Origin of the sequence: Sphingobium yanoikuyae (assembly GCF_034424525.1) — a bacterium.
Lineage (GTDB): Bacteria > Pseudomonadota > Alphaproteobacteria > Sphingomonadales > Sphingomonadaceae > Sphingobium > Sphingobium yanoikuyae.
In genome coordinates this window covers 3,498,985-3,518,560 of sequence record NZ_CP139979.1, presented here as the reverse complement: position 1 = coordinate 3,518,560, position 19,576 = coordinate 3,498,985, and the positions used below count along the sequence as shown (strand labels likewise).

Annotated in this window: 18 protein-coding genes; 8 read left to right on the top strand and 10 right to left on the bottom strand. The window is 66.6% G+C overall.

From position 1 onward, the window contains the following. Positions 1–35: 35 nt before the first annotated feature. From U0025_RS16180 to hflK, 8 genes are all read right to left on the bottom strand, one after another. Positions 36–1,379 (bottom strand): aminotransferase class V-fold PLP-dependent enzyme, encoded by a 1,344-nt coding sequence (locus U0025_RS16180; protein WP_004208470.1) that lies wholly within the window; start codon positions 1,377–1,379, stop codon positions 36–38. Between the two features lie 72 nt (positions 1,380–1,451). Then, entirely contained in the window at positions 1,452–2,837 is a 1,386-nt protein-coding gene (locus tag U0025_RS16175; protein WP_004208469.1) for a cell wall hydrolase, read from the bottom strand. Between the two features lie 19 nt (positions 2,838–2,856). Further along, entirely contained in the window at positions 2,857–3,786 is a 930-nt protein-coding gene (gene cysK, locus U0025_RS16170) for a cysteine synthase A (RefSeq protein WP_004208468.1), read from the bottom strand. Then, the gene (locus U0025_RS16165; protein WP_004208467.1) at positions 3,783–5,087 is read right to left on the bottom strand and encodes an MFS transporter; all 1,305 of its coding nucleotides are present in this window, start codon (positions 5,085–5,087) and stop codon (positions 3,783–3,785) included. The genes cysK and U0025_RS16165 overlap by 4 nt, the downstream gene beginning before the upstream one ends. Positions 5,088–5,158: 71 nt before the next feature. Continuing rightward, the gene (locus U0025_RS16160) at positions 5,159–6,790 is read right to left on the bottom strand and encodes a helicase HerA-like domain-containing protein (protein ID WP_004208466.1); all 1,632 of its coding nucleotides are present in this window, start codon (positions 6,788–6,790) and stop codon (positions 5,159–5,161) included. A gap of 117 nt (positions 6,791–6,907) precedes the next feature. After that, a complete protein-coding gene (locus U0025_RS16155; RefSeq protein WP_004208465.1) occupies positions 6,908–8,416 on the bottom strand; it encodes a Do family serine endopeptidase in 1,509 nt (502 codons plus the stop codon). 128 nt (positions 8,417–8,544) lie between these two features. Beyond that, positions 8,545–9,384: a protease modulator HflC gene (hflC, locus tag U0025_RS16150; RefSeq protein ID WP_004208464.1), complete on the bottom strand. Its 840-nt coding sequence runs from the start codon at positions 9,382–9,384 to the stop codon at positions 8,545–8,547. Then, positions 9,381–10,511: an FtsH protease activity modulator HflK gene (gene hflK / locus U0025_RS16145; RefSeq protein ID WP_004208463.1), complete on the bottom strand. Its 1,131-nt coding sequence runs from the start codon at positions 10,509–10,511 to the stop codon at positions 9,381–9,383. Before hflK ends, hflC begins: the two co-directional genes overlap by 4 nt. Positions 10,512–10,584: 73 nt before the next feature. On the opposite strand from hflK, the gene U0025_RS16140 reads away from it, so the two are divergent. After that, on the top strand, positions 10,585–11,550 hold the full coding sequence (locus U0025_RS16140) for an Mrp/NBP35 family ATP-binding protein (protein ID WP_004208462.1): 966 nt from the start codon (positions 10,585–10,587) through the stop codon (positions 11,548–11,550). On the opposite strand, the gene U0025_RS16135 is transcribed toward U0025_RS16140, so the two are convergent. Both U0025_RS16135 and U0025_RS16130 read right to left on the bottom strand, forming a co-directional pair. Next, positions 11,551–12,009, bottom strand: coding sequence for a GNAT family N-acetyltransferase (locus tag U0025_RS16135; RefSeq protein ID WP_004208461.1), 459 nt, complete (start codon positions 12,007–12,009; stop codon positions 11,551–11,553). Positions 12,010–12,059: 50 nt separating this feature from the next. Next, the gene (locus U0025_RS16130; protein WP_004208460.1) at positions 12,060–12,737 is read right to left on the bottom strand and encodes a hypothetical protein; all 678 of its coding nucleotides are present in this window, start codon (positions 12,735–12,737) and stop codon (positions 12,060–12,062) included. 163 nt (positions 12,738–12,900) lie between these two features. Between U0025_RS16130 and U0025_RS16125 the strand changes: the two genes are divergently transcribed. From U0025_RS16125 to U0025_RS16095, 7 genes are all read left to right on the top strand, one after another. Then, the gene (locus U0025_RS16125; protein WP_004208459.1) at positions 12,901–13,335 is read left to right on the top strand and encodes a CoA-binding protein; all 435 of its coding nucleotides are present in this window, start codon (positions 12,901–12,903) and stop codon (positions 13,333–13,335) included. A gap of 39 nt (positions 13,336–13,374) precedes the next feature. Continuing rightward, on the top strand, positions 13,375–15,654 hold the full coding sequence (locus tag U0025_RS16120) for a molybdopterin cofactor-binding domain-containing protein (protein ID WP_051156882.1): 2,280 nt from the start codon (positions 13,375–13,377) through the stop codon (positions 15,652–15,654). Further along, positions 15,654–16,661 (top strand): ferrochelatase, encoded by a 1,008-nt coding sequence (gene hemH, locus U0025_RS16115; protein WP_004208457.1) that lies wholly within the window; start codon positions 15,654–15,656, stop codon positions 16,659–16,661. The genes U0025_RS16120 and hemH overlap by 1 nt, the downstream gene beginning before the upstream one ends. 19 nt (positions 16,662–16,680) lie before the next feature. After that, complete coding sequence (phbB, locus tag U0025_RS16110) at positions 16,681–17,403, top strand: acetoacetyl-CoA reductase (RefSeq protein WP_004208456.1); 723 nt, start codon at positions 16,681–16,683, stop codon at positions 17,401–17,403. Then, positions 17,403–17,693, top strand: a complete 291-nt coding sequence (locus U0025_RS16105) for a ribbon-helix-helix domain-containing protein (RefSeq protein ID WP_004208455.1) — start codon at positions 17,403–17,405, stop codon at positions 17,691–17,693. The genes phbB and U0025_RS16105 overlap by 1 nt, the downstream gene beginning before the upstream one ends. A gap of 148 nt (positions 17,694–17,841) precedes the next feature. Further along, on the top strand, positions 17,842–18,609 hold the full coding sequence (locus tag U0025_RS16100; protein ID WP_004208454.1) for an energy transducer TonB: 768 nt from the start codon (positions 17,842–17,844) through the stop codon (positions 18,607–18,609). Between the two features lie 69 nt (positions 18,610–18,678). Further along, positions 18,679–19,362 (top strand): Fe2+-dependent dioxygenase, encoded by a 684-nt coding sequence (locus U0025_RS16095; RefSeq protein ID WP_004208453.1) that lies wholly within the window; start codon positions 18,679–18,681, stop codon positions 19,360–19,362. Positions 19,363–19,576 lie beyond the last annotated feature (214 nt).

Below are 19,576 nucleotides of genomic sequence, written 5' to 3'. Positions count from 1 at the left end.
CCATATAGGAAAAGGGGGCGGCTTTGTGAAGGGGGTCAGGTGAAGAGATGCCGCTCCGCCCTGATCGCCGCGACCAGCCGGTCCAGTTCGGCGCTGCTGTTGAACAGGGCAGGCGTCACGCGCAGCACCGGTCCGGATGCGAGCCCGGCCTTGGCCACCACCAGCAGGCGATATTTGTCGAGGAACAGCTTGGCGGCCTGTTTGGCGCCATCCGGCCCCTTCATGCCGGGCAGGCGGAAACCGGTGACGGCGCCGAAGCGGCCGGCCTCCTGCGGCACCAATATCTCCAGCCCGGCGATGTCGCGAACCCGCTCGACCCAATAGTCGCGCAGCCCGACGAGATGGCGATATTTCGCCTCCAGTCCGATCGCATCCTGCACCGCGATCGCGCCCGGGATGGTCAGGCGGGCGGCGAAGTCGACCGTGCCGGTCGGGATGCGCGCGCGAATATCTTCCGGCCCATGGATGCGGTTGCCGAGCCAGGGGGAAATGTCCTGCAGCCGATCCTTGCGGATATAGATGCCGCCGGTGCCGAGCGGTGCTGCGAGCCATTTGTGCAGTGAGAAGCCGATGAAATCGGCGCCGGTGTCCTCGACAGTGAAGGGCAGGTGGCCGACGGCCTGGGCGCTGTCCAGGATCACGTCGACGCCCCGCGCCTTGGCCATGGCGACGATCGCCTTGACCGGCGGCACCAGCCCGTTGCGGTTGGACAAATGGGTGAGCAGCAGCAGCTTCGCGCGCGGCGTTTCCTTCAATATCCTGTCATAGGCCGCCAGGATATTCGCTTCCGTATGCGGCTCGGGCAAGCTGAAGCGGACGATGCGGGCGCCCCGGCTCTGCTCCAGATAGTCGCAGGCATATTGCATCTCGTCATAGTCGACATCGGCATAGATCACCGCGTCGCCGGCCTTGAGCAGCGCGTAGTTGGCGATCAGCGCATAGAGCGCCTCGGTGCCGCCGCCCGACAGCGCGATCTCCTCGGTCTGCGCGCCGAGCAGCTTGGCCACGGCTGCACGCGACCGATCCAGTTCGGCGTCGCGCGGATGGCCGGGTGCGGCATTGCGCAGGAACAGCGAATTGTTGCGGTTCACCCATTGCGAATAGGCGCGATAGCTGGCCGCCACCGGCCGGGTCATCGCGCCATAATAGGCCGCGTCGAAGGTCGCGAAATCCCGCTCCACATCATAGAGGGGGAGCAGTGCGCGCTGCGCAGCCTCGAAATCCGTCATGTCGCCGCTGAAGCTGAAAGGGGCCTCGTCGGGCCAGCCATCCGGCGGCCCGGTCGTGGCCGCAACCGCGCCGTCCAGCCCCAGGCCGACACCGAAAGTGACACCCAGGGCGCCGCCCGCCCGTCCGATAAAGCCCCGCCGCGTAACCATCTTGCCCCCGAAGAATGTCGTGATTTTATACCATAACGCAATCGCGCGTGAAATCCGCCAGCGCCGTCCGCATCAGGAGCCGGATGGCGTTACAGGTGTCACCTTCGGTGTCACGATCGGTGGCGCGGCGGGTGGGGGCGGGGCAATCCTGACCGTCTCGAACCGCTCCTTGCGCCGCACCCCGTCCAGCGAAGGCACGATGACGGCAGCGGGCGGAGAGGCTGGCGTGACAGTCGGCACGCGCTGGCGCATGCATTCGGCCTTGGTCGGGCGGGGGAACTGGCTGCAGTTCCACAGAGCGCGCTGCAATCCGTTGCCGACATAATGGATATAGGCGAAGCTCATCGCCTCAAGCTGGGCGTCGTTGAGCGGCAGGCCGGTCGGGACGGCGCCGCCGCGCCAGCCCATGATCCGGCATTCGGGCCGGCCGGCACAGAAGGTCTCGGCCAGCGCGGGCCAGCTTTCCGGCGGGCTGCTGCGATTGAGTTCGACCAGGAAGCTGCGCCCGCCCGGTGCGATCGCGATCAGCCGGACGCCGCCGATCGTCTTGCCCAGCGAGTCCGATCCGATCGCGCGTTCCGGCCTGGCGGCCAGCGCGGCGGCGGCTTCGGTCGCCAGCACCGGCGGCATGCCCGGCAGGCCGCTGCCCGGCAGGCCCTGATGCGCGGCGGACAGGCGAGCGATGCGGGCGATCAGCGGTTCGCCACCGGCTTCGCCCAGGCGGAAGGCGGGCGGCGTGCCCCACCAGCCGCGCCAGCGGAAGAACAGATGCGTGCCGACCGCTGTGATCTTGTCCAGGCTGCCGCTCCAATAGGGCACGACCCAGTCGGTATGATAATGGGTGGCATAGCCGACCGCCTTGAACACCTTGCCGGCCAGCGCGCCGCGCGCAATCTCCCGCGCCCGCGCCCAGGCGCTGGTGGATGGCGTGCGGGCCAGTGCGCCGTCGCAGGTGAAGGTGAACTGGCAGCCGGTGGTCCGTTCCTGCCCCTGGAAGACTACGCCGCAGACCGTCTTGGGGAAGGCCGGGTGGCGCACGCGGTTGAGCACGACCTGTGCCACCGCCTGCTCGCCGACCGCATCGTCGCCCGCTTCGTAAAGCTGGGCCGCCGCCAGGCAGTCGGTGGCACGGGCCAGGTCGGTTTCCGATCCGCGGAACAGGAACGGCCGGGCCGACGGATTGGGATCGCGGGAAAAGGGAATCTGGGCGTTGAGGTCGCGGGCCTGTTCGGGGCCGAGCGCGAAAATCGCGACGGGTTCGACGGCGGGCGGCGGGGTTGCGGGCCGGCGCTGGCGGGCGGCTGCAACAGCCGTCAGCCGGCGGCCCTGCGCCGCCTCGTCGCCTGCGCGCGGCCGGCTTTCCCAGCCGGCGACCGCCATGGGCAGACCGACGAACAGCAACAGCCATATCAGCCACATCGCGCGATGTGGCCGGTCAGGGAAAGTGCCGTCGATCATGCCCTAGGCTTTGTGCCGTTTATTCGGGCAGGAAGTCGGGCACCGAAAGATAGCGTTCGCCGGTGTCATAATTGAAGCCCAGAACGCGGCTGCCTGCGGGCAGTTCCTTCAGCTTCTGCGCGATTGCGGCGAGCGTGGCGCCCGACGAGATGCCGACCAGCATGCCTTCCTGGCTGGCGGCGCGACGGGCATAGTCCTTCGCATCGGCCGGATCGACCTGGATCACGCCATCGAGAATCTGGGTGTGCAGGTTCGCCGGGATGAAGCCCGCGCCAATGCCCTGGATCGGGTGCGGGCCGGGCTGGCCGCCGCTGATGACCGGCGACAGGGTCGGCTCGACCGCATAGACTTTGAGGTTCGGCCACTGCTTCTTCAGCACCTCGGCAGTGCCGGTGATATGGCCGCCCGTACCCACGCCGCTGATCAGCACGTCGATCGGCGCATCGGCGAAATCGGCGATGATTTCCTGCGCGGTGGTGCGGACATGCACGTCGATATTGGCAGGATTCTCGAACTGCTGCGGCATCCAGCTGTCGGGCGTCTGCGACACCAGTTCCAGCGCCCGTTCGATCGCGCCCTTCATGCCCTTTTCGCGCGGGGTCAGGTCGAAACTGGCGCCATAGGCCAGCATCAGCCGGCGGCGTTCGATCGACATGCTTTCGGGCATGACCAGGATCAGCTTGTAACCCTTGACCGCGGCGACCATGGCCAGGCCCACGCCGGTATTGCCAGACGTCGGCTCGATGATCGTGCCGCCCGGCTTCAGATCGCCCGATGCCTCGGCCGCCTCGATCATGGCCAGCGCGATGCGGTCCTTGATCGATCCGCCGGGGTTCGACCGTTCCGACTTGATCCACACTTCGGTGCCTTCAGGGGCGTCCCCGAACAGCCGGTTGACCCGGACATGGGGAGTATTGCCGATGGTATCGAGAATAGTGGCAGCTTTCATTGGGCCGTCTCCTGGCTGATGTCCGCCTCCCTTAAGTCGGGTGGGTCGAAAGTGCGTGCAAGGCGCAGTTCGGGAAAGAGCCGCGCCCAGAATATCGTGACGAGAATGGCGCCCACGCCACCCCCGATGACCGCAGCGATAGGCCCAACGAGCGCCGCAAGGAAGCCCGATTCCGCTTCTCCCAATTCATTGGAAGCGGAAATGGTCAGTTGCGACAGGCTGGAGACGCGGCCGCGCATGGCGTCGGGCGTGTGCAACTGCACCAGCGACTGGCGCACGAACACCGACACCATGTCGGCGCCGCCCAGGACGATCAGCGCGGCGATGCCAGCCTCCACCGCGATGTCGCGCGGCAGGAAGGCGGTGCAACCGAAGGCAATGGTGGCCAGGCCGAACAGGATGACCGCCGCCAGCATCTTGAGGCCGACCTGCGTCTTCATCGGGCGGAACGAGAACCAGAGCGCGGTCAGCGCCGCGCCGATCCCCGGCGCGATCGCCAGATGACCATAGCCGGTCGACCCGACATGCAGGATGTCGCGGGCATAGACGGGCAGCAGCGCGGTGGCGCCGGCGAGCAGCACCGCGAACAGGTCCAGCGTGATCGTCGCCAGCACCAGCCGGTTGCTCTTGAGGTAGGTGAAGCCGTCGATCATCTGGCGGATGGGATGGCGGCCCTGCTGGCGTGGCGGCTGGGGCACCGGGCCGATCATCATCATTGATATCAGGCCGACGCCGAACAAGGCCGCTGACAGCGCATAGGCGGCCCAGGGTTCGATCGCATAGGCATAGCCGCCCACCGCCTTGCCGAGGATGTCGCCGGTCTGCCAGGCGACCGATGACAGGGCGATGGCGGTCGGCAGCACGGCGGGCGGCACCAGATTGGGTGCCAATGCCCCATAGGCCGGCCCGTTGAACGCGCGGGCGATGCCGACGATGACTGCGATACCGAAGATCAGCGGCAGGCTGACCCAGCCTTCATAGGTGGCAAAGGCCAGCACGGCTGCGGCGAGCATCAGCAGCGCCAGCGTCAGCCGGGTGATGATCCGCCGGTCGAAATGATCGGCCACCCAGCCGGTCACCGGCGTCAGGAAGAAGAGCGGCAGAAACTGCGCCAGGCCGATGAGGCCAAGCTGCGCCGATGCCTCGCCCGTGCTCATCGTCTCCCGCGCGACATTATAGGCCTGCCAGGCGAGCAGGATCATCATGCTGTACTGCGCCAGCGTGGCGCAGAAACGGCCGACCAGATAGGCGCGGAAATTGCCGAAATGGAGCGGGTGGGGCGCGGCTGCAGAGGAAGACATGGCCGCGCTCTAGCCTTATCCCGTGGCGGATAGCAACGGGCCGGACATAATCGACCGGCCCCTTCCTATCCTTATTTGAACAGGCTGCCCAATATGCCGCGCACCAGCTGGCCGGCGATGCCGCCGCCCGAGGATCTGCGGCTCGATCCGCCGAATACGGCGCGGCCCAGTTCATTGGCGACCTGGCGGCCGACAGAGGAGGCGGCGGAGCGGGTCGCCGACTGCACCGCCTTGTCGAAGCCGCTGGGCTTGGCCGCCTCGTGTGCGGCGGCGGCGTCGCGACGGGCCTGCTCCTTCAACTCCTGTTCGCGCTGCTTGGCCTCGACCTTGGCCTGGGCGGCGGCGGCCTTGTCGGCTTCGGCCTTGGCCTTGGCCGCCTGCGCGGCGGCAGCGGCGGCCTGGCCGCGCGCAGCCAGGATTTCCTCGGCGGACTCGCGGTCGACGGCGGTGTCATATTTGCCCTCGCAGGGCGAGATCGACTGGATGATCGCCCGCTCCTTGGCATCGACCGGACCCAGACGTGACCGGGGCGGGGCGATCAGCGTGCGCTGGACCACGCCCGGCGCACCATCTTCCTGCAACAGCGATACCAAAGCTTCACCGGTCTTGACTTCGGTGATCGCGGTTTCGATGTCGAGATCGGGGTTGATGCGGAAGGTGTCGGCCGCGGCCTTGATCGCCTTCTGGTCGCGCGGGGTGAAGGCGCGCAGCGCATGCTGGACCCGGTTGCCGAGCTGGCCGGCAATGGCTTCGGGAATGTCGATCGGGTTCTGGGTCACAAAATAGACGCCGACGCCCTTGGAGCGGATCAGGCGCACGACCTGCTCGATCTTGTCCTGCAATGCCGCTGGCGCGTCGTCGAACAGCAGATGGGCCTCGTCGAAGAAGAAGACCAGCACCGGCTTTTCGGGGTCGCCCACTTCGGGCAACGTCTCGAACAATTCGCTCAGCAGCCAGAGCAGGAAGGTGGCGTAGAGCTTTGGGCTCTGCATCAGCTTGTCGGCGGCAAGGATGTTCACATAGCCGCGCCCCTTGTCATCCACCTTCAGGAAGTCGTGGATGTCGAGCGCGGGCTCGCCGAAGAAATGGTCGCCGCCCTGGGTTTCGAGCTGGAGCAACTGGCGCTGGATCGCGCCGACGCTGGCCTTGGTCACATTGCCGAAGCGGGCCGAGAGCGTATCGGCATTTTCCGCGCAATAGGCGAGCATCGCCTGCAGATCGCCCAGGTCGAGCAGCAGCAGCCCTTCCTCGTCAGCATATTTGAAGGCGATGTTGAGCACGCCTTCCTGCGTGTCGTTAAGGCCCATCAGCCGGGCCAGCAGCAGCGGCCCCATCTCGCTGACCGTGGTGCGGATCGCATGGCCCTGTTCGCCGTAAAGATCCCAGAAGATCGCGGGATTGTCGGCATAGCTGTAATCGGCGATGCCGATTTCCTTGGCGCGCGACACCAGTTTGTCGGCATTCTTGGCGGTCGGCGAACCGGCCATTGAAATGCCCGACAGGTCGCCCTTCACATCGGCCACGAACACCGGGACGCCAAGCGCGGAGAAGCTTTCGGCGATGCCCTGCAACGTCACCGTCTTGCCGGTGCCGGTCGCGCCGGCGATCAGGCCGTGGCGATTGGCCCGGCGCAGGTTCAGATATTGGGGGATGCCGCCGTCCTTTTCGGGCGCGCCCAGACCAAGGAAGATGCCGTCGCTCATGGGCTTATGCTCCTCAAAAACGGGTCGGGCCGCGCCCGCCGGACTGTCTGCTCCTTCTTAGAAGGGAGGCAGGCAATCCGGCAAGCGCGGCCCGTAACGATTGTCGCTTTCGCTGACTTACTTGTCGCGCAGGCGGATGGGCAGGAACAACGGCGCCTGGCCGCGACGCAGCACCTGCAGCAGGATGGCGTTGCGACCCTGGGCCGACACCGCCTTCACCTGTGCGTCCAGATCCGCCTGGGTCAGCACCGGCCGGTTGTTGGCCGACAGGATCACGTCGCCGCGACGCAGGCCCTTGGCGCCGGCGTCGGTCGACCCGTCGACGGCGGTGATGACGATGCCGCGGGTGTCGCCGGCAACGCCCAACTGGCGGGTGATGCTGGGGGTCAGCGGGATGGCGGAGATGCCCAGCGACTTCTGGGCCGCCTGGGTGTCGCTGCCCTGGTCGCCCTGCTGGCTGAAATCATCATCCTGCTGCTGGGCGAAGTTATTGAGTTCGTCTTCGCTGGGGCGCTCACCCACGATCGCGTTCAGGGTCATGCGCTGGCCGTTGCGCAGCAGCACGATCGGCACGCTCGACCCGATCTTGCTGTTGGCGACGATCGACGACAGATTCTGGTCCGGCGTCACTTCCTGACCGGCGACGCTGACGATCACATCGCCTGCCTTGATGCCGGCCTTTTCGGCGCCCTTGCCAGGCTCGACGCCCTGCACGAACTCGCCGCGATTCTTGGCAAGGCCCAGCGAGTCCGCCATATCCTCGCCCAGCGGGCTGATCTGCACGCCCAGATAGCCGCGCTTGATGCTTTGGCCCTGGCGCAGCGTGTCGACGATCGGCGCCGCCTGTTCCGAGGGGATGGCGAAGCCGATGCCGACATTGCCGCCCGAGGGCGACAGGATCTGGCTGTTGATGCCGATTACATTGCCGCGCATGTCGAACATCGGGCCGCCGCTATTGCCCTGATTGATGGACGCATCGGTCTGGATGAACTTGTCATAGGTGCCGCCGGTGCCGCGATGCACGGCGGAGATGATGCCGGCAGTGACGGTGCCCGACAGGGCGAAGGGGTTGCCGATCGCGACGACCCAGTCACCCACGCGCGCCTTGGTGCTGTCGCCGAACTTGACGAAGGGCAGGGGCTTCTTCGCGTCGATCTTCAGCACGGCGAGGTCAGTAGCGGGATCGCGGCCGACCAGCTTGGCGGGATATTCTTCCTTGTTGGTCATGGTGACCGTGATGCTGTCGACGCTGGCGCCTTCCGCACCGGCCGACACGACGTGATTATTGGTCACGATATAGCCATCGGCCGAGATCAGGAAGCCCGAGCCCAGCGACTGGGCCTGACGGGTCTGCGGCTTGCCGCCGCCACCCTGGCCGAACAGGTCGCCAAAGGGCGTGCCGGCGAAGGGATTCTGCACGGTGACGCGCTGCTTGGTCGAGATATTGACCACGGCCGGCTGCAGCTTTTCGACCATGTCGGCCAGGCTGGCGGGTGCGCCGGCGGGGGCAGCGGCCTGCAGGCCTTCATTCTGGGCGGTCTGCGCGCCGACATTGGAGCTGGTCGTGACGGCGATGGCGGTGCCGCCGAGCAGCAGGGCGCCGGTGATGGCATAAGCGTAACGCACTCGTGACGGTCCTCTTCAGAAATTCGGGAGCGGGAAGGGCGGGACTCTCGGGGAGCCTTATCGATGCGCCGCCCTGCCTTAACCGATATTGAATGACACTGGTTCCGTAATGATCCTGAAACCTGCTGTTAGCGGCCCTGGAACTGCTTCAGGAACTCATTGTCCTTCGACAATACCATCGTCGTGCCGCCCGCCCGATCCGGGGCGAAGGTATAACGATAGGCCTGCATGGCGCGATAGAAGTCATAGAAATTCGCGTCCTTGCCAAAGCTTTCCGCATAGATGCGGGCGGCATTGGCGTCAGCCTCGGCGCGAATGATCTGTGCCTGCTTCAGGCCCTGGGCGCGGATCGTCAGCGCTTCCTGCTGGCGCGCGGTGCGCATGCGGGTGAAGGCGCTTTCCAGCGGCGTGCCATCGGGCAGGTCGGCGCGCTTGATCCGCACGTCGACGATCTCGGCGCCATATTGGCGGGCGACCCGGTCAAGCCCGGCCTCGATATTCTGCATCACCTGGCCGCGTTCGGGGCTGAGCAGCGCGGCGAAGGGCCGCTTGCCCAGTTCGTTGCGCAGCGCCGAGCCCAGGATCGGGCGCAGCGCGTCCGACACCTTCTCCTCGCTGCCGGCCGAAATATACATGCGCAGCGGATCGACGATGCGATAGCGGGCAAAGGCATCGACCTGCAGGCGCAACTGATCGGTCGAAAGCACCTGCTGGCGCTCCATCTCGACCGAGAGCACGCGCTTGTCGATCCAGACGATCTGGTCGAAGAAGGGCACGCGCAGGATGACGCCGGCGCCGGTCTTGCCGAAATCCTCGTTCGGGCGATAGCGGTTGATGATCTGCTTGGGCTCGCCGAAGCGGACGATCACGCCCTGCCGGGTTTCCGGCACGATGGTGACGGTGCTGCCGACCAGGATCAGCAGGATGATCGCGCCGATGGCGAGGGCGATGGGATTGCGCAAGCTCACTGGCCTTCCTCCGTCGCATTGGCAGCCGACTGGGGTGTCCCCTGGGCGCGGCGCTTGAGTTCGGGAAGGGGCAGGAAGGGGGTGACGTTGCCGCTTTCGACGATCGTCTTGTCGACGGTGGACAGGACGCCCTCCATGGTTTCGTAATACATGCGCCGGCGGGTCACGTCGGGTGCCAGCCGATATTGTTCATAGACCTTGTCGAAGGCTGCGGCTTCGCCCTGCGCCTTGGCTGTGACCTGCTGTGCGGCGGCGCGCGCCTCGTTCAGATAGGTCTGGGCGGTCTGCTGCGCGGCCGACACTTCCTTGAAGGCGTCGTTGACGGCGGCCGGCGGATCGGCCTGCTTGATCGCCACGCCCTGCACGCGAATGCCCGACTTGTAGCCGTCGAGAATCTCCTGCATCCGCTGTTCGACCTGCTGCTCGATCTCGGTGCGGCCCGCGCCCAGCGCATCGTCCAGGCTGACGCTGGCGACCACCGAGCGCATCGCGCTTTCCGCGACTTCGCGGATCGATGCATCCGGGTCGGCCAGCTGGAACAGATAGAGTTCCGGATTGCGGATGTTCCAGCGCACCGAATAGGCCAGGTCGACGATATTCTGGTCGCCGGTCAGCACCAGATTTTCGCTCTCCGCGCTGGCCGATCCGATATCGATCGTGCGGATTTCCTCGACATCGACCGTGCGCACCGCCTCGAACGGGGCGGGCAGGGTCAGGCTGATGCCGGGCGAAAGGGTGCGGCTATATTTGCCGAGCAGGGTGACGACGCCGCGTTCCTGCGGGCCGACCCGGTGGAAACTGGTCAGCACCAGCCACAGGACGACGACAATGCCGACGGCGATCGGCCACAGCGCCCGGCCGTTCGCGCGCGGCGGCAGGCCACCGAAGCCGCCGCCCTGGCCAAAGCTTTCGCGGCTCTTGCGAAGCAATTCCTCGATCGCGGAAGGGGATTTGCCGCCGGCCGGCTTGCCGGGCTGGGTCCAGGGATTGCGCGGGCCATCACTGCCCCCGCCGGACCCGTTCTTGCCCGGTCCGTCATTGCCCTCAGGCCCGTCACCCTTGCCGCCCCAGGGACCCTGGGCCATGGCGCTCGCGATGCCGGGCATCCACCCGAATAATCTTCTCATGTCATCTCTATAGGAATGGCTGCACGCGAAAAACAGTGCCCTTAACGACGATTATTGCCTAGAGGGCCCAGTCATGACCGATATCGATGATTTTGCCGCCCGCCTGAAGACGCTGACCGATGGCCGTGCCAGCGCGCCGCGGGTGAAGGATGGCGTCATGACGCTGGCGCTCGACGTGGGCGGTCTGGCACCCGAACGGCGCGATGCCGTGGCCGCCGCCATCCGCGAGGGCGGCCTGATGCTGCCGGGCGTTACCGATGTGCGCATCGCCATGACGGCCGAACGCCGCGCGCCGCGCATCATCGCCGTGGCGTCGGGCAAGGGCGGGGTGGGCAAGTCGACCCTGTCGGCCAATCTCGCCATCGCTTTGTCGCGGCTGGGGCATAAGGTCGGTCTGGTCGATGCCGACATCTACGGCCCGTCGCAGGCCCGCCTGCTCGCCAGCGAGGACCAGAAGCCGCAGGCGCGCGAGAAGCGCCTGTTCCCGGTCGAAAGCCCGCTCGGCATTCCGATGCTGTCGATGGCGCATCTGGTCGATCCGGGCAAGGCGCTGGCCTGGCGCGGGCCGATGGTCGGCAATGCGCTGGGGCAGTTGATCGATGCCGACTGGGGCGACACCGACCTGCTGGTCATCGACCTGCCGCCGGGCACTGGCGATATCCAGCTGACCATGCTCCAGAAGCACAAGCCGGCCGGTGCCGTCATCGTCTCGACGCCGCAGGATCTGGCGCTGATGGATGCGACCCGCGCGATCAGCCTGTTCGAACAGGCGCAGGTGCCGATGATCGGACTGGTCGAGAATATGGCCGGCTATGCCTGCCCGCATTGTGGCGAAGTGTCCGATCCGTTCGGCTGCGGTGGCGCGGAAGCAGCCGCGGGCGAGCTTGGCCTGTCCTTCATCGGCCGCGTTCCGCTGGCGATCGACATTCGCAAGCGCTCCGACGCGGGTGATCCGCCAGCGGCCGGCGAAGGGCCGCATGCCGATGCCTTCCGCGCTGTTGCCGAAAAGGTCGCGGCCTGGCTGGCGAAGGCGGCCTGATCAGAGGCCGAGGTGCAGGAACTGGTTGAAGGCGCTCGCGCGATAATCGCCGAACGCCTCGCCATTGCCGAAGCCGTGCCTGCGATAGAGCGTCAGCGCCGGATCGAAGGCCGCGCCGCTGCCGGTTTCCAGGCTGAGCCGGGTCATGCCGCGCTGCCGTGCCTGCCCGATGATATGGCGCAGCAGCGCCGCAGCCACGCCCCGACGCAGATGATCGGGATGGGTGCGCATCGATTTGAGTTCGCCCTGACCGCCGCCCAGATCGCGCAGCGCGACAACGCCGGCGATCTCGTCGCCATCCCAGGCGGTCCAGACGCAAATGTCGGGCCGTTGCAATCCTGACAGGTCGAGCGCGAAGACGCTTTCGGGCGGCGATTCCGCCTGCATGCCGGCCAGATGGATGGCCAATAGCGCGCGGGTCGGCGCGCCGCTCAGATCGTCTTCGCGAATATCGAACATGGGGCAGGGTCTAGCCGTGGCGCGTGCGGTGCGCCACGATCAAGTCCGCCTTATTTGACGTTGATCTCCAGCGACGGGTCGACCATCGATCGACGCGGTGCTGGCCGGGCGGCCGGCAGCGGCGCGGCGCGGGGCGCGGGCGTGTAGCTGGCGGGGATCGGTGCCGGCTGGCCCAGCATGGGCGCAGGGCGGCGTGGCGGTGCCAGCGCGATCTCATTCTGGGTGAAGGCCTGCAGTTCCCGGCCGGCCGGGATGATCGCCGTCTTGCCGGTGATGAAGCCCGCGAACACGCCGGCCGCGATCACGCCGCCGATGGTTGCGGCAGTATTGCCCTCGCCTTCCTGGCGGAAGCTGCCCTTGATCGGGATGCGGCGCCCGGCCACTTCGATATAACGCAGTTCGATATTCATCTTGCCCGACTTGCCGAACGCGCCCTTGCCGGTCAGCCAGGTCACTTCGCCCACGGCGCGGGCATTCATCGGGATGACGACATAGCCATCGACCATCACCGGGTCGGCGACCGACAGGTCGAACATCGACCCTTCCTTGGCGGTCTTGCTGGATAATTCGCTGTTCATGCGCAGCATGACGGCGGTGTTGGCGGGCAGGACCATGGCCGGACTGGCCTCGGGCGCCTGCATGACGGGCAGCGGCGCATCGGCCTGTGCCAGCAGCGGCTGGGCAGTCGCGGACATGATGGCAAGCGCGGCAATGACGACAGACTTCATAACAGACCCCCTGGATACGGCCCGTCCCCACCGGCCGGCGCGAATCGCGCATTGCCGGACCTAGCCGGATGCTGCTTAGGAATTGGTTAGGGCCGGCGCGCGCCAGGCCCCTTGTTCGCGTCATCGCCCTGCCCATATCGGGGGCCAGGACAGGAGGACCGCCATGCCGCTCACCGCCGCGCAGGATATTGCCGATCTGCTCAACGAAACCCGGACGATCGCGCTGGTCGGCATTTCCGATCGCCCCGACCGGCCGAGTTATAGTGTGATGAAGACGCTGCAGGATCATGGCTATCGGGTGCTGCCGGTCAATCCGCAGATCGCCGGCGAACATGTCCATGGCGAGTTCGTCTGGGATCGGCTGTCCGACATCGGCGTGCGGATCGACATGGTCGATATCTTCCGGCGCAGCGAGGCCGCGGGCGAGGTGGTGGACCAGGCGATCGCCGCTGGCGCCAAGTCGGTCTGGATGCAGTTGGGGGTGGTCGATGCCGATGCCGCGGCGCGGGCCGAAGCGGCAGGCCTCAAGGTCGTGATGGACTATTGCCCGGCGATCGAGATCCGGCGGCTTGGCCTTGCGCCGATCGCGGCGGATTAGCCCTAGGCAGCACGGCTCCGCGCCTCTATCAGCAAGGCCATGGCGCGGGCACCGTTGAAACGACGCAAAGACAGAGGTTTGAGCGACACAGGTGTGAGCCGTCGCACGCTGCTGGTCGGTGGCGGTGCGGCAGCCGGACTGGTTCTGGCCTGGGCGGCATGGCCGCGCAGCTATCGGCCCAATCTCAATGTCGGACCGGGCGAACAACTGTTCGACGCCTTCCTCAAGATCGACCGGGCGGGGCAGGTGATCGCCATCGTGCCGCAGACCGAAATGGGGCAGGGGGTGTCCACCATCCTGCCGCAGATTTTGGCGGACGAACTTGGCGCCGACTGGCGCACCGTCGCGGTGCAGAGCGCGCCGATCAGCCCGCTCTATGCCAACGGCTTGCTGGCGCGTGACTGGCTGGCGAGCGACTGGACCCGCGTGGCGGGAGATGCCGGCACCTGGGCGATCGACCAATATGCGACGCGCAGCGCGCTGATGCTGACCGGGGCGGGCACGTCGGTGCCGATGTTCCATGACGCCTATCGCCGGGCTGGTGCGGCGGCGCGCGTGCTGCTGTGCAAGGCGGCGGCGGCGCGCTGGGGCGTGCCCTGGGAAAGCTGCGACATCCAGAATGGCATCATCACCGACGGGGCGGAGCGCAAGCTGCGGCTGGGCGATGTAGTGGAGGATGCGGCCGGTTTCACCCTGCCCGACATCCTGCCCTATCGTCAGGGCAATGACGGTCGGCTGACCGGGCAGGATCTGCCGCGGCTCGATACCCCGTCCAAGATCGACGGCAGCCATAATTTCGCCGCCGACATCCGTTTGCCCGACATGGTCTTCGCCTCGATCCGGCAGGGGCCGATCGGCGACGCCGTGCTGAAGGATGCGCGCGATGCCGAGGCGCAGAAGGTCACCGGTTTCCTGAAACTGGTGCGCACCGAGCGCTGGATCGCGGCGGTCGGCACCAACTGGTGGGCGGCGAACCGGGCGCTCGACCTGATCGATCCCAGCTTCACCCTGCGCGGCACGCCGGTCGACAGCGGTCGCATCGATGCTGCGCTGGAGGATGCCTTTTCCGGGGATGCCGGCCGGCGTCTCTATGTGCAGGGCGATCTGCTGCCGGTGTTCGAGAAGGCGACGATCCTGGCCAGCGAATATCAGGTCGATCCCGGCCTGCACCTGGCGCTTGAGCCGATGTGCGCGACGGCGCGGGTGACGGAGGAGGGCACCGAAGTCTGGATGGCGACGCAGGCGCCCGCGCTGGCCCGCGCCGCGATCGCCGATGCGCTCGGCCTGTCGGACAGTGCGGTGACGCTCTACCCGCTCCATGCCGGCGGCGCGACCGGACGGCATATGGATTGGGAGGCGGGCGTGCAGGCCGCGCTGATCGCGCGCGATGTCGGTCGTCCGGTGCAACTGCTCTGGTCGCGGCTGGAGGATGTGATCCAGGATCGGCCGGGCGCGCCGGCCCATGCCCGCATGGCGGCCAAGCTGGGCCGTGGTGGCATGGTCGAAGGCTGGCTGGCCAAGGTCGCGTGCCCCTGTGCCATGACCCAGACCTGGTCGCGCATCGCCCATGGCAAGCTGCCGCATGAGGCTGCAGCCGAAGCGGGTGACAAGGCGACCCGGCTGGCGGTGGCCGGCATGGTGCCGCCCTATGCCATTCCGAACTGGGCGGTGGATCATTATCCCGCCGATGTTGGCCTGCCACTCGGCTTCATGCGCGGCAATGCGCATCTCCATGGCGCCTTCTTCACCGAATGCTTCCTTGACGAACTCGCCCACCTGGCGGGGATCGAGGCGATGTCGTTCCGCATCCAGATGCTGGGCGGGAACCCGCGCCTCGCCCATTGCCTCTCCACGGCGGCAGCGATGGGCGGCTGGCAGGGGGGCATTGCCGGCAGCGGGCAGGGGATCGCCGCGCATATGATGAACGGCGCCTATGCCGCCGTGATGGTCGAGGCGGGTATCGAGGGCAGCAAGCTCAGCGTCCGGCGGATGGTCGCGGCGGTGGATTGCGGCGATCAGGTCAATCCCGATATCGCGCGGCAGCAGATAGAAAGCGGGCTGATCCATGGCCTGGCGCTCGCCATGGGGGCGTCGGTGCCCTATGCCAGTGGGATGCCGACGCGCGCGATGCTGGGGCGGATGAACCTGCCGCGGCTGGGCGACATAGGAGAGATCAGCGTGGAACTGATCCGCAGCACGGCCGATCCGGCCGGCGTCACCGATCTTGGCGCACCGCTTGCCGCGCCGGCGATCGCCAATGCGCTCTTCACCGTCACCGGGCAGCGATTCCGCAGCCTGCCGATCATGGGAAATGGCTGATGCCTGGCAGCGAAGCTGACACTCGCATGCCATCGCGCGTCGGCGTGCTGCTGATCAATCTCGGTACGCCCGACGCGCCCGATGCCGCATCGGTGCGCCGTTATCTGGCGGAATTCCTGTCCGACCCGCGCGTGGTGGAAATTCCGCAGATCATCTGGCAGCCGATCCTGCGCGGCGCGGTGCTGACGACGCGGCCGAAAAAGTCGGCCCATGCCTATCAGCAGGTGTGGATGCCCGGCGGATCGCCGCTGGCGGTCTATACCCGCGAGACGGCGGAGGCGTTGCAGCAGGCGATGGGCCCGGACCTGATCGTCGACTGGGCGATGCGCTATGGCAATCCGTCGATCGCCAGCCGGCTCCAGGCGATGATGGCGCAGGGTTGCGAGCGCATCCTGCTGGCGCCGCTCTATCCGCAATATTCCGGCGCGACGACCGCGACCGCGCTGGACAAGGCCTTTGCCGCGCTGGCCGACATGCGGCTGCAACCGGCGATCCGCACCCTGCCGCCTTATTATGCCGATCCCGCCTATATCGCCGCGTTGAAAACATCGATCGACGGCCATCTGGCGCCGCTCGACTTCAGGCCCGATGCGCTGCTCGCCAGTTTCCACGGCATGCCGGAACGGACGCGGAAACTGGGCGACCCCTATTATCACCAGTCGGTGGAGACGGTCCGGCTGCTCGATGCGGCGATGGACCTGCCCGTCCATATGAGCTTCCAGTCGCGTTTCGGCCGGGCCAAATGGCTGGAACCGGAGACCGAAGCGACGCTCACCAGATTGGTGAAGGAAGGTGTCCGGAACATTGCTGTCGTGACACCCGGATTTTCGGCAGATTGTCTGGAAACCCTAGAGGAAATCGGGCTTCGCGCGAAAGAAGTTTTTTTAGCGGAAGGTGGCGAAAAATTTGCCTTTTTGCCCTGTCTAAACGCATCCCCCGAAGCTATCACCCTCTACCAGCGGCTGGTCGGCCGCGAGCTTTCAGGATGGGTGGACCAGAGGGTCTAGCACAGGAGAGGACAGGCGCATGTCGAGAGTAGCGATCGTGACCGGCGGAACCCGCGGTATCGGGGAAGCCATCAGCCTGGCACTCAAGGAAATGGGATATACGGTTGCCGCCAACTATGCCGGCAACGAGGAAAAGGCCAAGGCCTTCACCGACGCCACCGGCATTGCCAGCTTCAAATGGGATGTCGGCGATCATCAGGCCTGCCTGGACGGTTGCGCTGCGGTGGCGGAAGCGCTCGGCCCGGTCGACATCGTCGTCAACAATGCGGGCATCACCCGTGACGGCGTGCTCGCCAAGATGAGCTTCGACGACTGGAACGAAGTCATGCGCATCAACCTTGGTGGTTGCTTCAACATGGCCAAGGCGACCTTTGGCGGCATGCGCGAGCGCGGCTGGGGCCGGATCGTCAATATCGGTTCGATCAACGGCCAGGCCGGCCAATATGGCCAGGTCAATTATGCCGCCGCCAAGTCGGGCATTCACGGCTTCACCAAGGCGCTGGCGCAGGAAGGCGCCAAATATGGCGTCACCGTCAATGCGATCGCGCCCGGCTATATCGACACCGACATGGTCGCCGCCGTACCGGCCCCGGTGCTGGAAAAGATCGTCGCCAAGATCCCGGTCGGCCGTCTGGGTCAGGCGCATGAGATCGCCCGTGGCGTTGCCTTCTTCTGCAGCGACGAGGGCGGCTTCGTGACCGGCAGCACGCTGTCGATCAACGGCGGCCAGCACATGTATTGATGGCCAAGGGCGATGCTTCCGATGGCGCAGCCGCGTCCGGGGCGTCGCCCTTTGCCCCTCCGGTCAAGCGCAGCGTGACCATTGCCGGGCACCAGACCGCGATCAGCCTGGAGCCGATTTTCTGGCAGGCGCTGCGCGATGCCGCGGCCGAGGCCGAATTGCCGATCAATGCGCTGATCGCCCGCATCGACGTGACGCGGATGGCGGCCGACGATCCCCCCAATCTGGCCAGCGCGATCCGCTGCTGGCTTTTCGCCCGCGTCCGGACACAGGATTCGCCGCCGGGCTGAGCGTCTCCCGCCGCTTTCCCCTTATTGCTATAGCGTTTCTTCCGCACTTCTGCGCCGGGGCGAAATAGGCTAGGGCGCTGCGAATGAAATTGATTCGCATTATGGTCCGCTGTATCGCGGACCGGGGCTGACGGACGGAGGACGGGCAATGCTGCAGGCGGCACAGGGCAGGGCGGAGGTCTATGCGACCGATTTCGCCGATGTCGGTGACGATCGTCCGATGCCCGTTGCCAGCGGCCATGCCATCGCTGTTCCAGCCGAACGCTATGGCGCCCGGCGCGGTCCGAACCTGCCCGCCATTGCCGCCATCCTGGTCGTGCATGCGCTGCTGATCGGCGCGCTGATCCAGGTGCGCAATCATGTCGTCCGGGCGGAAGAGGCGAAGCTGACGGTGGTGAACCTGTCGCCACCCCCGCCGCCGCCCGCCGCCGAAGCGCCTCCGCCGCCGCCATCCCAACCGCAGGTCGTGGCGCCGCCGCCGATCGTCCAGACGCCGGTCCCGCCGGTGCAGATCGCCACCACGCCCGATCCGGTCCCCGCGCCATCGCCGGTCGCGGTGTCGGCCCCGCCATCGCCGCCGGCCCCTGCCGCGCCGGTCATGGCTGCCGCCGCCCCTTCGGTCGTCCAAGCCGGCGATATCGGCGCGCAGATGGTGTCGGGCAAGCCGCCCCGCTATCCGATCGACAGCCGGCGCAAGCGCGAGCAGGGCACGGTCGTTCTGGCGCTGGTGGTCGGCACCGATGGCGGCGTCGAGAGCATCGGCATCGCCCGCAGCAGCGGCTTCGCGCGACTGGATGATGCCGCGCGCGATGCGGTCAAGCATTGGCGCTGGCGCCCGATCATCCGCGACGGTCAGGCCGTGCGGGTGAAGGGCGTGGTCGAAATCCCCTTCGTCATCCGCACCGACAAGGCCTGATAGACAGCGCCTCACCGGCGCGCCTTGCGCGACCGCAGGCCCAGGCCATCCCGCCCCGGAGTATCCTTCATGCTGATCGTCATTCCCGACCTGATCGACGCCGACGGCGTCGCCCACATCCGCGCGCTCATTGATGCGGCGCAATGGGTCGATGGCAATGTCACCTCCGGCCATCAGTCGGCACTGGCCAAGCGCAACCTGCAACTGCCCGAAAGCGCGCCGGAAGCCCGCCAGGCGGGGCAGATGATCCTCGATGCACTCGGTCGATCGCCCCTGTTCATCGCCGCCGCGCTGCCGCTCAAGATCTTTCCGCCCCTGTTCAACAGCTATGCCGGGGGGCAGGCGTTCGGCACCCATGTCGACAATGCCGTGCGCATCCAGGCCGGCACCGGCTTCCGCGTCCGGTCCGACCTGTCGATCACCGTCTTCCTGGAGGAGCCGGAAAGCTATGAGGGCGGCGAGCTGACGATCGAAACCCATTTCGGTGTGCAGCAGGTGAAGCTGCCGGCGGGGCAGGCGGTGCTCTATCCCTCCTCCTCGCTGCATCGGGTCGAACCGGTGACGCAGGGCCGGCGCGTCGCCAGCTTCTTCTGGATGCAGTCGATGATCCGCGACGATGCCGCGCGCCAGATGCTGTTCGATCTCGACAGTTCGATCCAGCAACTGGCGCTTGATCGCGGCCATGACGATGCGCAGGTGATCCGCCTGACCGGCGTCTATCATAATCTGCTGCGCCGCTGGGCCGATGCCTGAGCCTGCTGTCAGCTTGTGACTATGGCTAACTGACTGGCAATTATAGCGAATCTATAGTCGTCGCGCCGTGCGTGCAGGCGCTGGCTCGCCGCACATGTCGTTCGTCGGCACTGGTTGCCCTTTGGTCGAAAGCCTGCATGCCACGCCTTGTCGCTTGGAAAAGCCGTTTGACCTCATCTGTCCGGCTCGCAATGATCCGCGCCATCCACGCGGA

Coding starts and splice junctions, on each gene's coding strand:
- U0025_RS16180 (WP_004208470.1), bottom strand. CDS start 1,379: ATGGTTACGCGGCGGGGCTTTATCGGACGGGCGGGCGGCGCCCTGGGT.
- hflK (WP_004208463.1), bottom strand. CDS start 10,511: ATGAGAAGATTATTCGGGTGGATGCCCGGCATCGCGAGCGCCATGGCC.
- U0025_RS16140 (WP_004208462.1), top strand. CDS start 10,585: ATGACCGATATCGATGATTTTGCCGCCCGCCTGAAGACGCTGACCGAT.
- U0025_RS16175 (WP_004208469.1), bottom strand. CDS start 2,837: ATGATCGACGGCACTTTCCCTGACCGGCCACATCGCGCGATGTGGCTG.
- U0025_RS16120 (WP_051156882.1), top strand. CDS start 13,375: ATGGCGCGGGCACCGTTGAAACGACGCAAAGACAGAGGTTTGAGCGAC.
- U0025_RS16125 (WP_004208459.1), top strand. CDS start 12,901: ATGCCGCTCACCGCCGCGCAGGATATTGCCGATCTGCTCAACGAAACC.
- phbB (WP_004208456.1), top strand. CDS start 16,681: ATGTCGAGAGTAGCGATCGTGACCGGCGGAACCCGCGGTATCGGGGAA.
- U0025_RS16165 (WP_004208467.1), bottom strand. CDS start 5,087: ATGTCTTCCTCTGCAGCCGCGCCCCACCCGCTCCATTTCGGCAATTTC.
- U0025_RS16105 (WP_004208455.1), top strand. CDS start 17,403: ATGGCCAAGGGCGATGCTTCCGATGGCGCAGCCGCGTCCGGGGCGTCG.
- hemH (WP_004208457.1), top strand. CDS start 15,654: ATGCCTGGCAGCGAAGCTGACACTCGCATGCCATCGCGCGTCGGCGTG.
- U0025_RS16095 (WP_004208453.1), top strand. CDS start 18,679: ATGCTGATCGTCATTCCCGACCTGATCGACGCCGACGGCGTCGCCCAC.
- U0025_RS16160 (WP_004208466.1), bottom strand. CDS start 6,790: ATGAGCGACGGCATCTTCCTTGGTCTGGGCGCGCCCGAAAAGGACGGC.
- U0025_RS16100 (WP_004208454.1), top strand. CDS start 17,842: ATGCTGCAGGCGGCACAGGGCAGGGCGGAGGTCTATGCGACCGATTTC.
- U0025_RS16130 (WP_004208460.1), bottom strand. CDS start 12,737: ATGAAGTCTGTCGTCATTGCCGCGCTTGCCATCATGTCCGCGACTGCC.
- cysK (WP_004208468.1), bottom strand. CDS start 3,786: ATGAAAGCTGCCACTATTCTCGATACCATCGGCAATACTCCCCATGTC.
- U0025_RS16135 (WP_004208461.1), bottom strand. CDS start 12,009: ATGTTCGATATTCGCGAAGACGATCTGAGCGGCGCGCCGACCCGCGCG.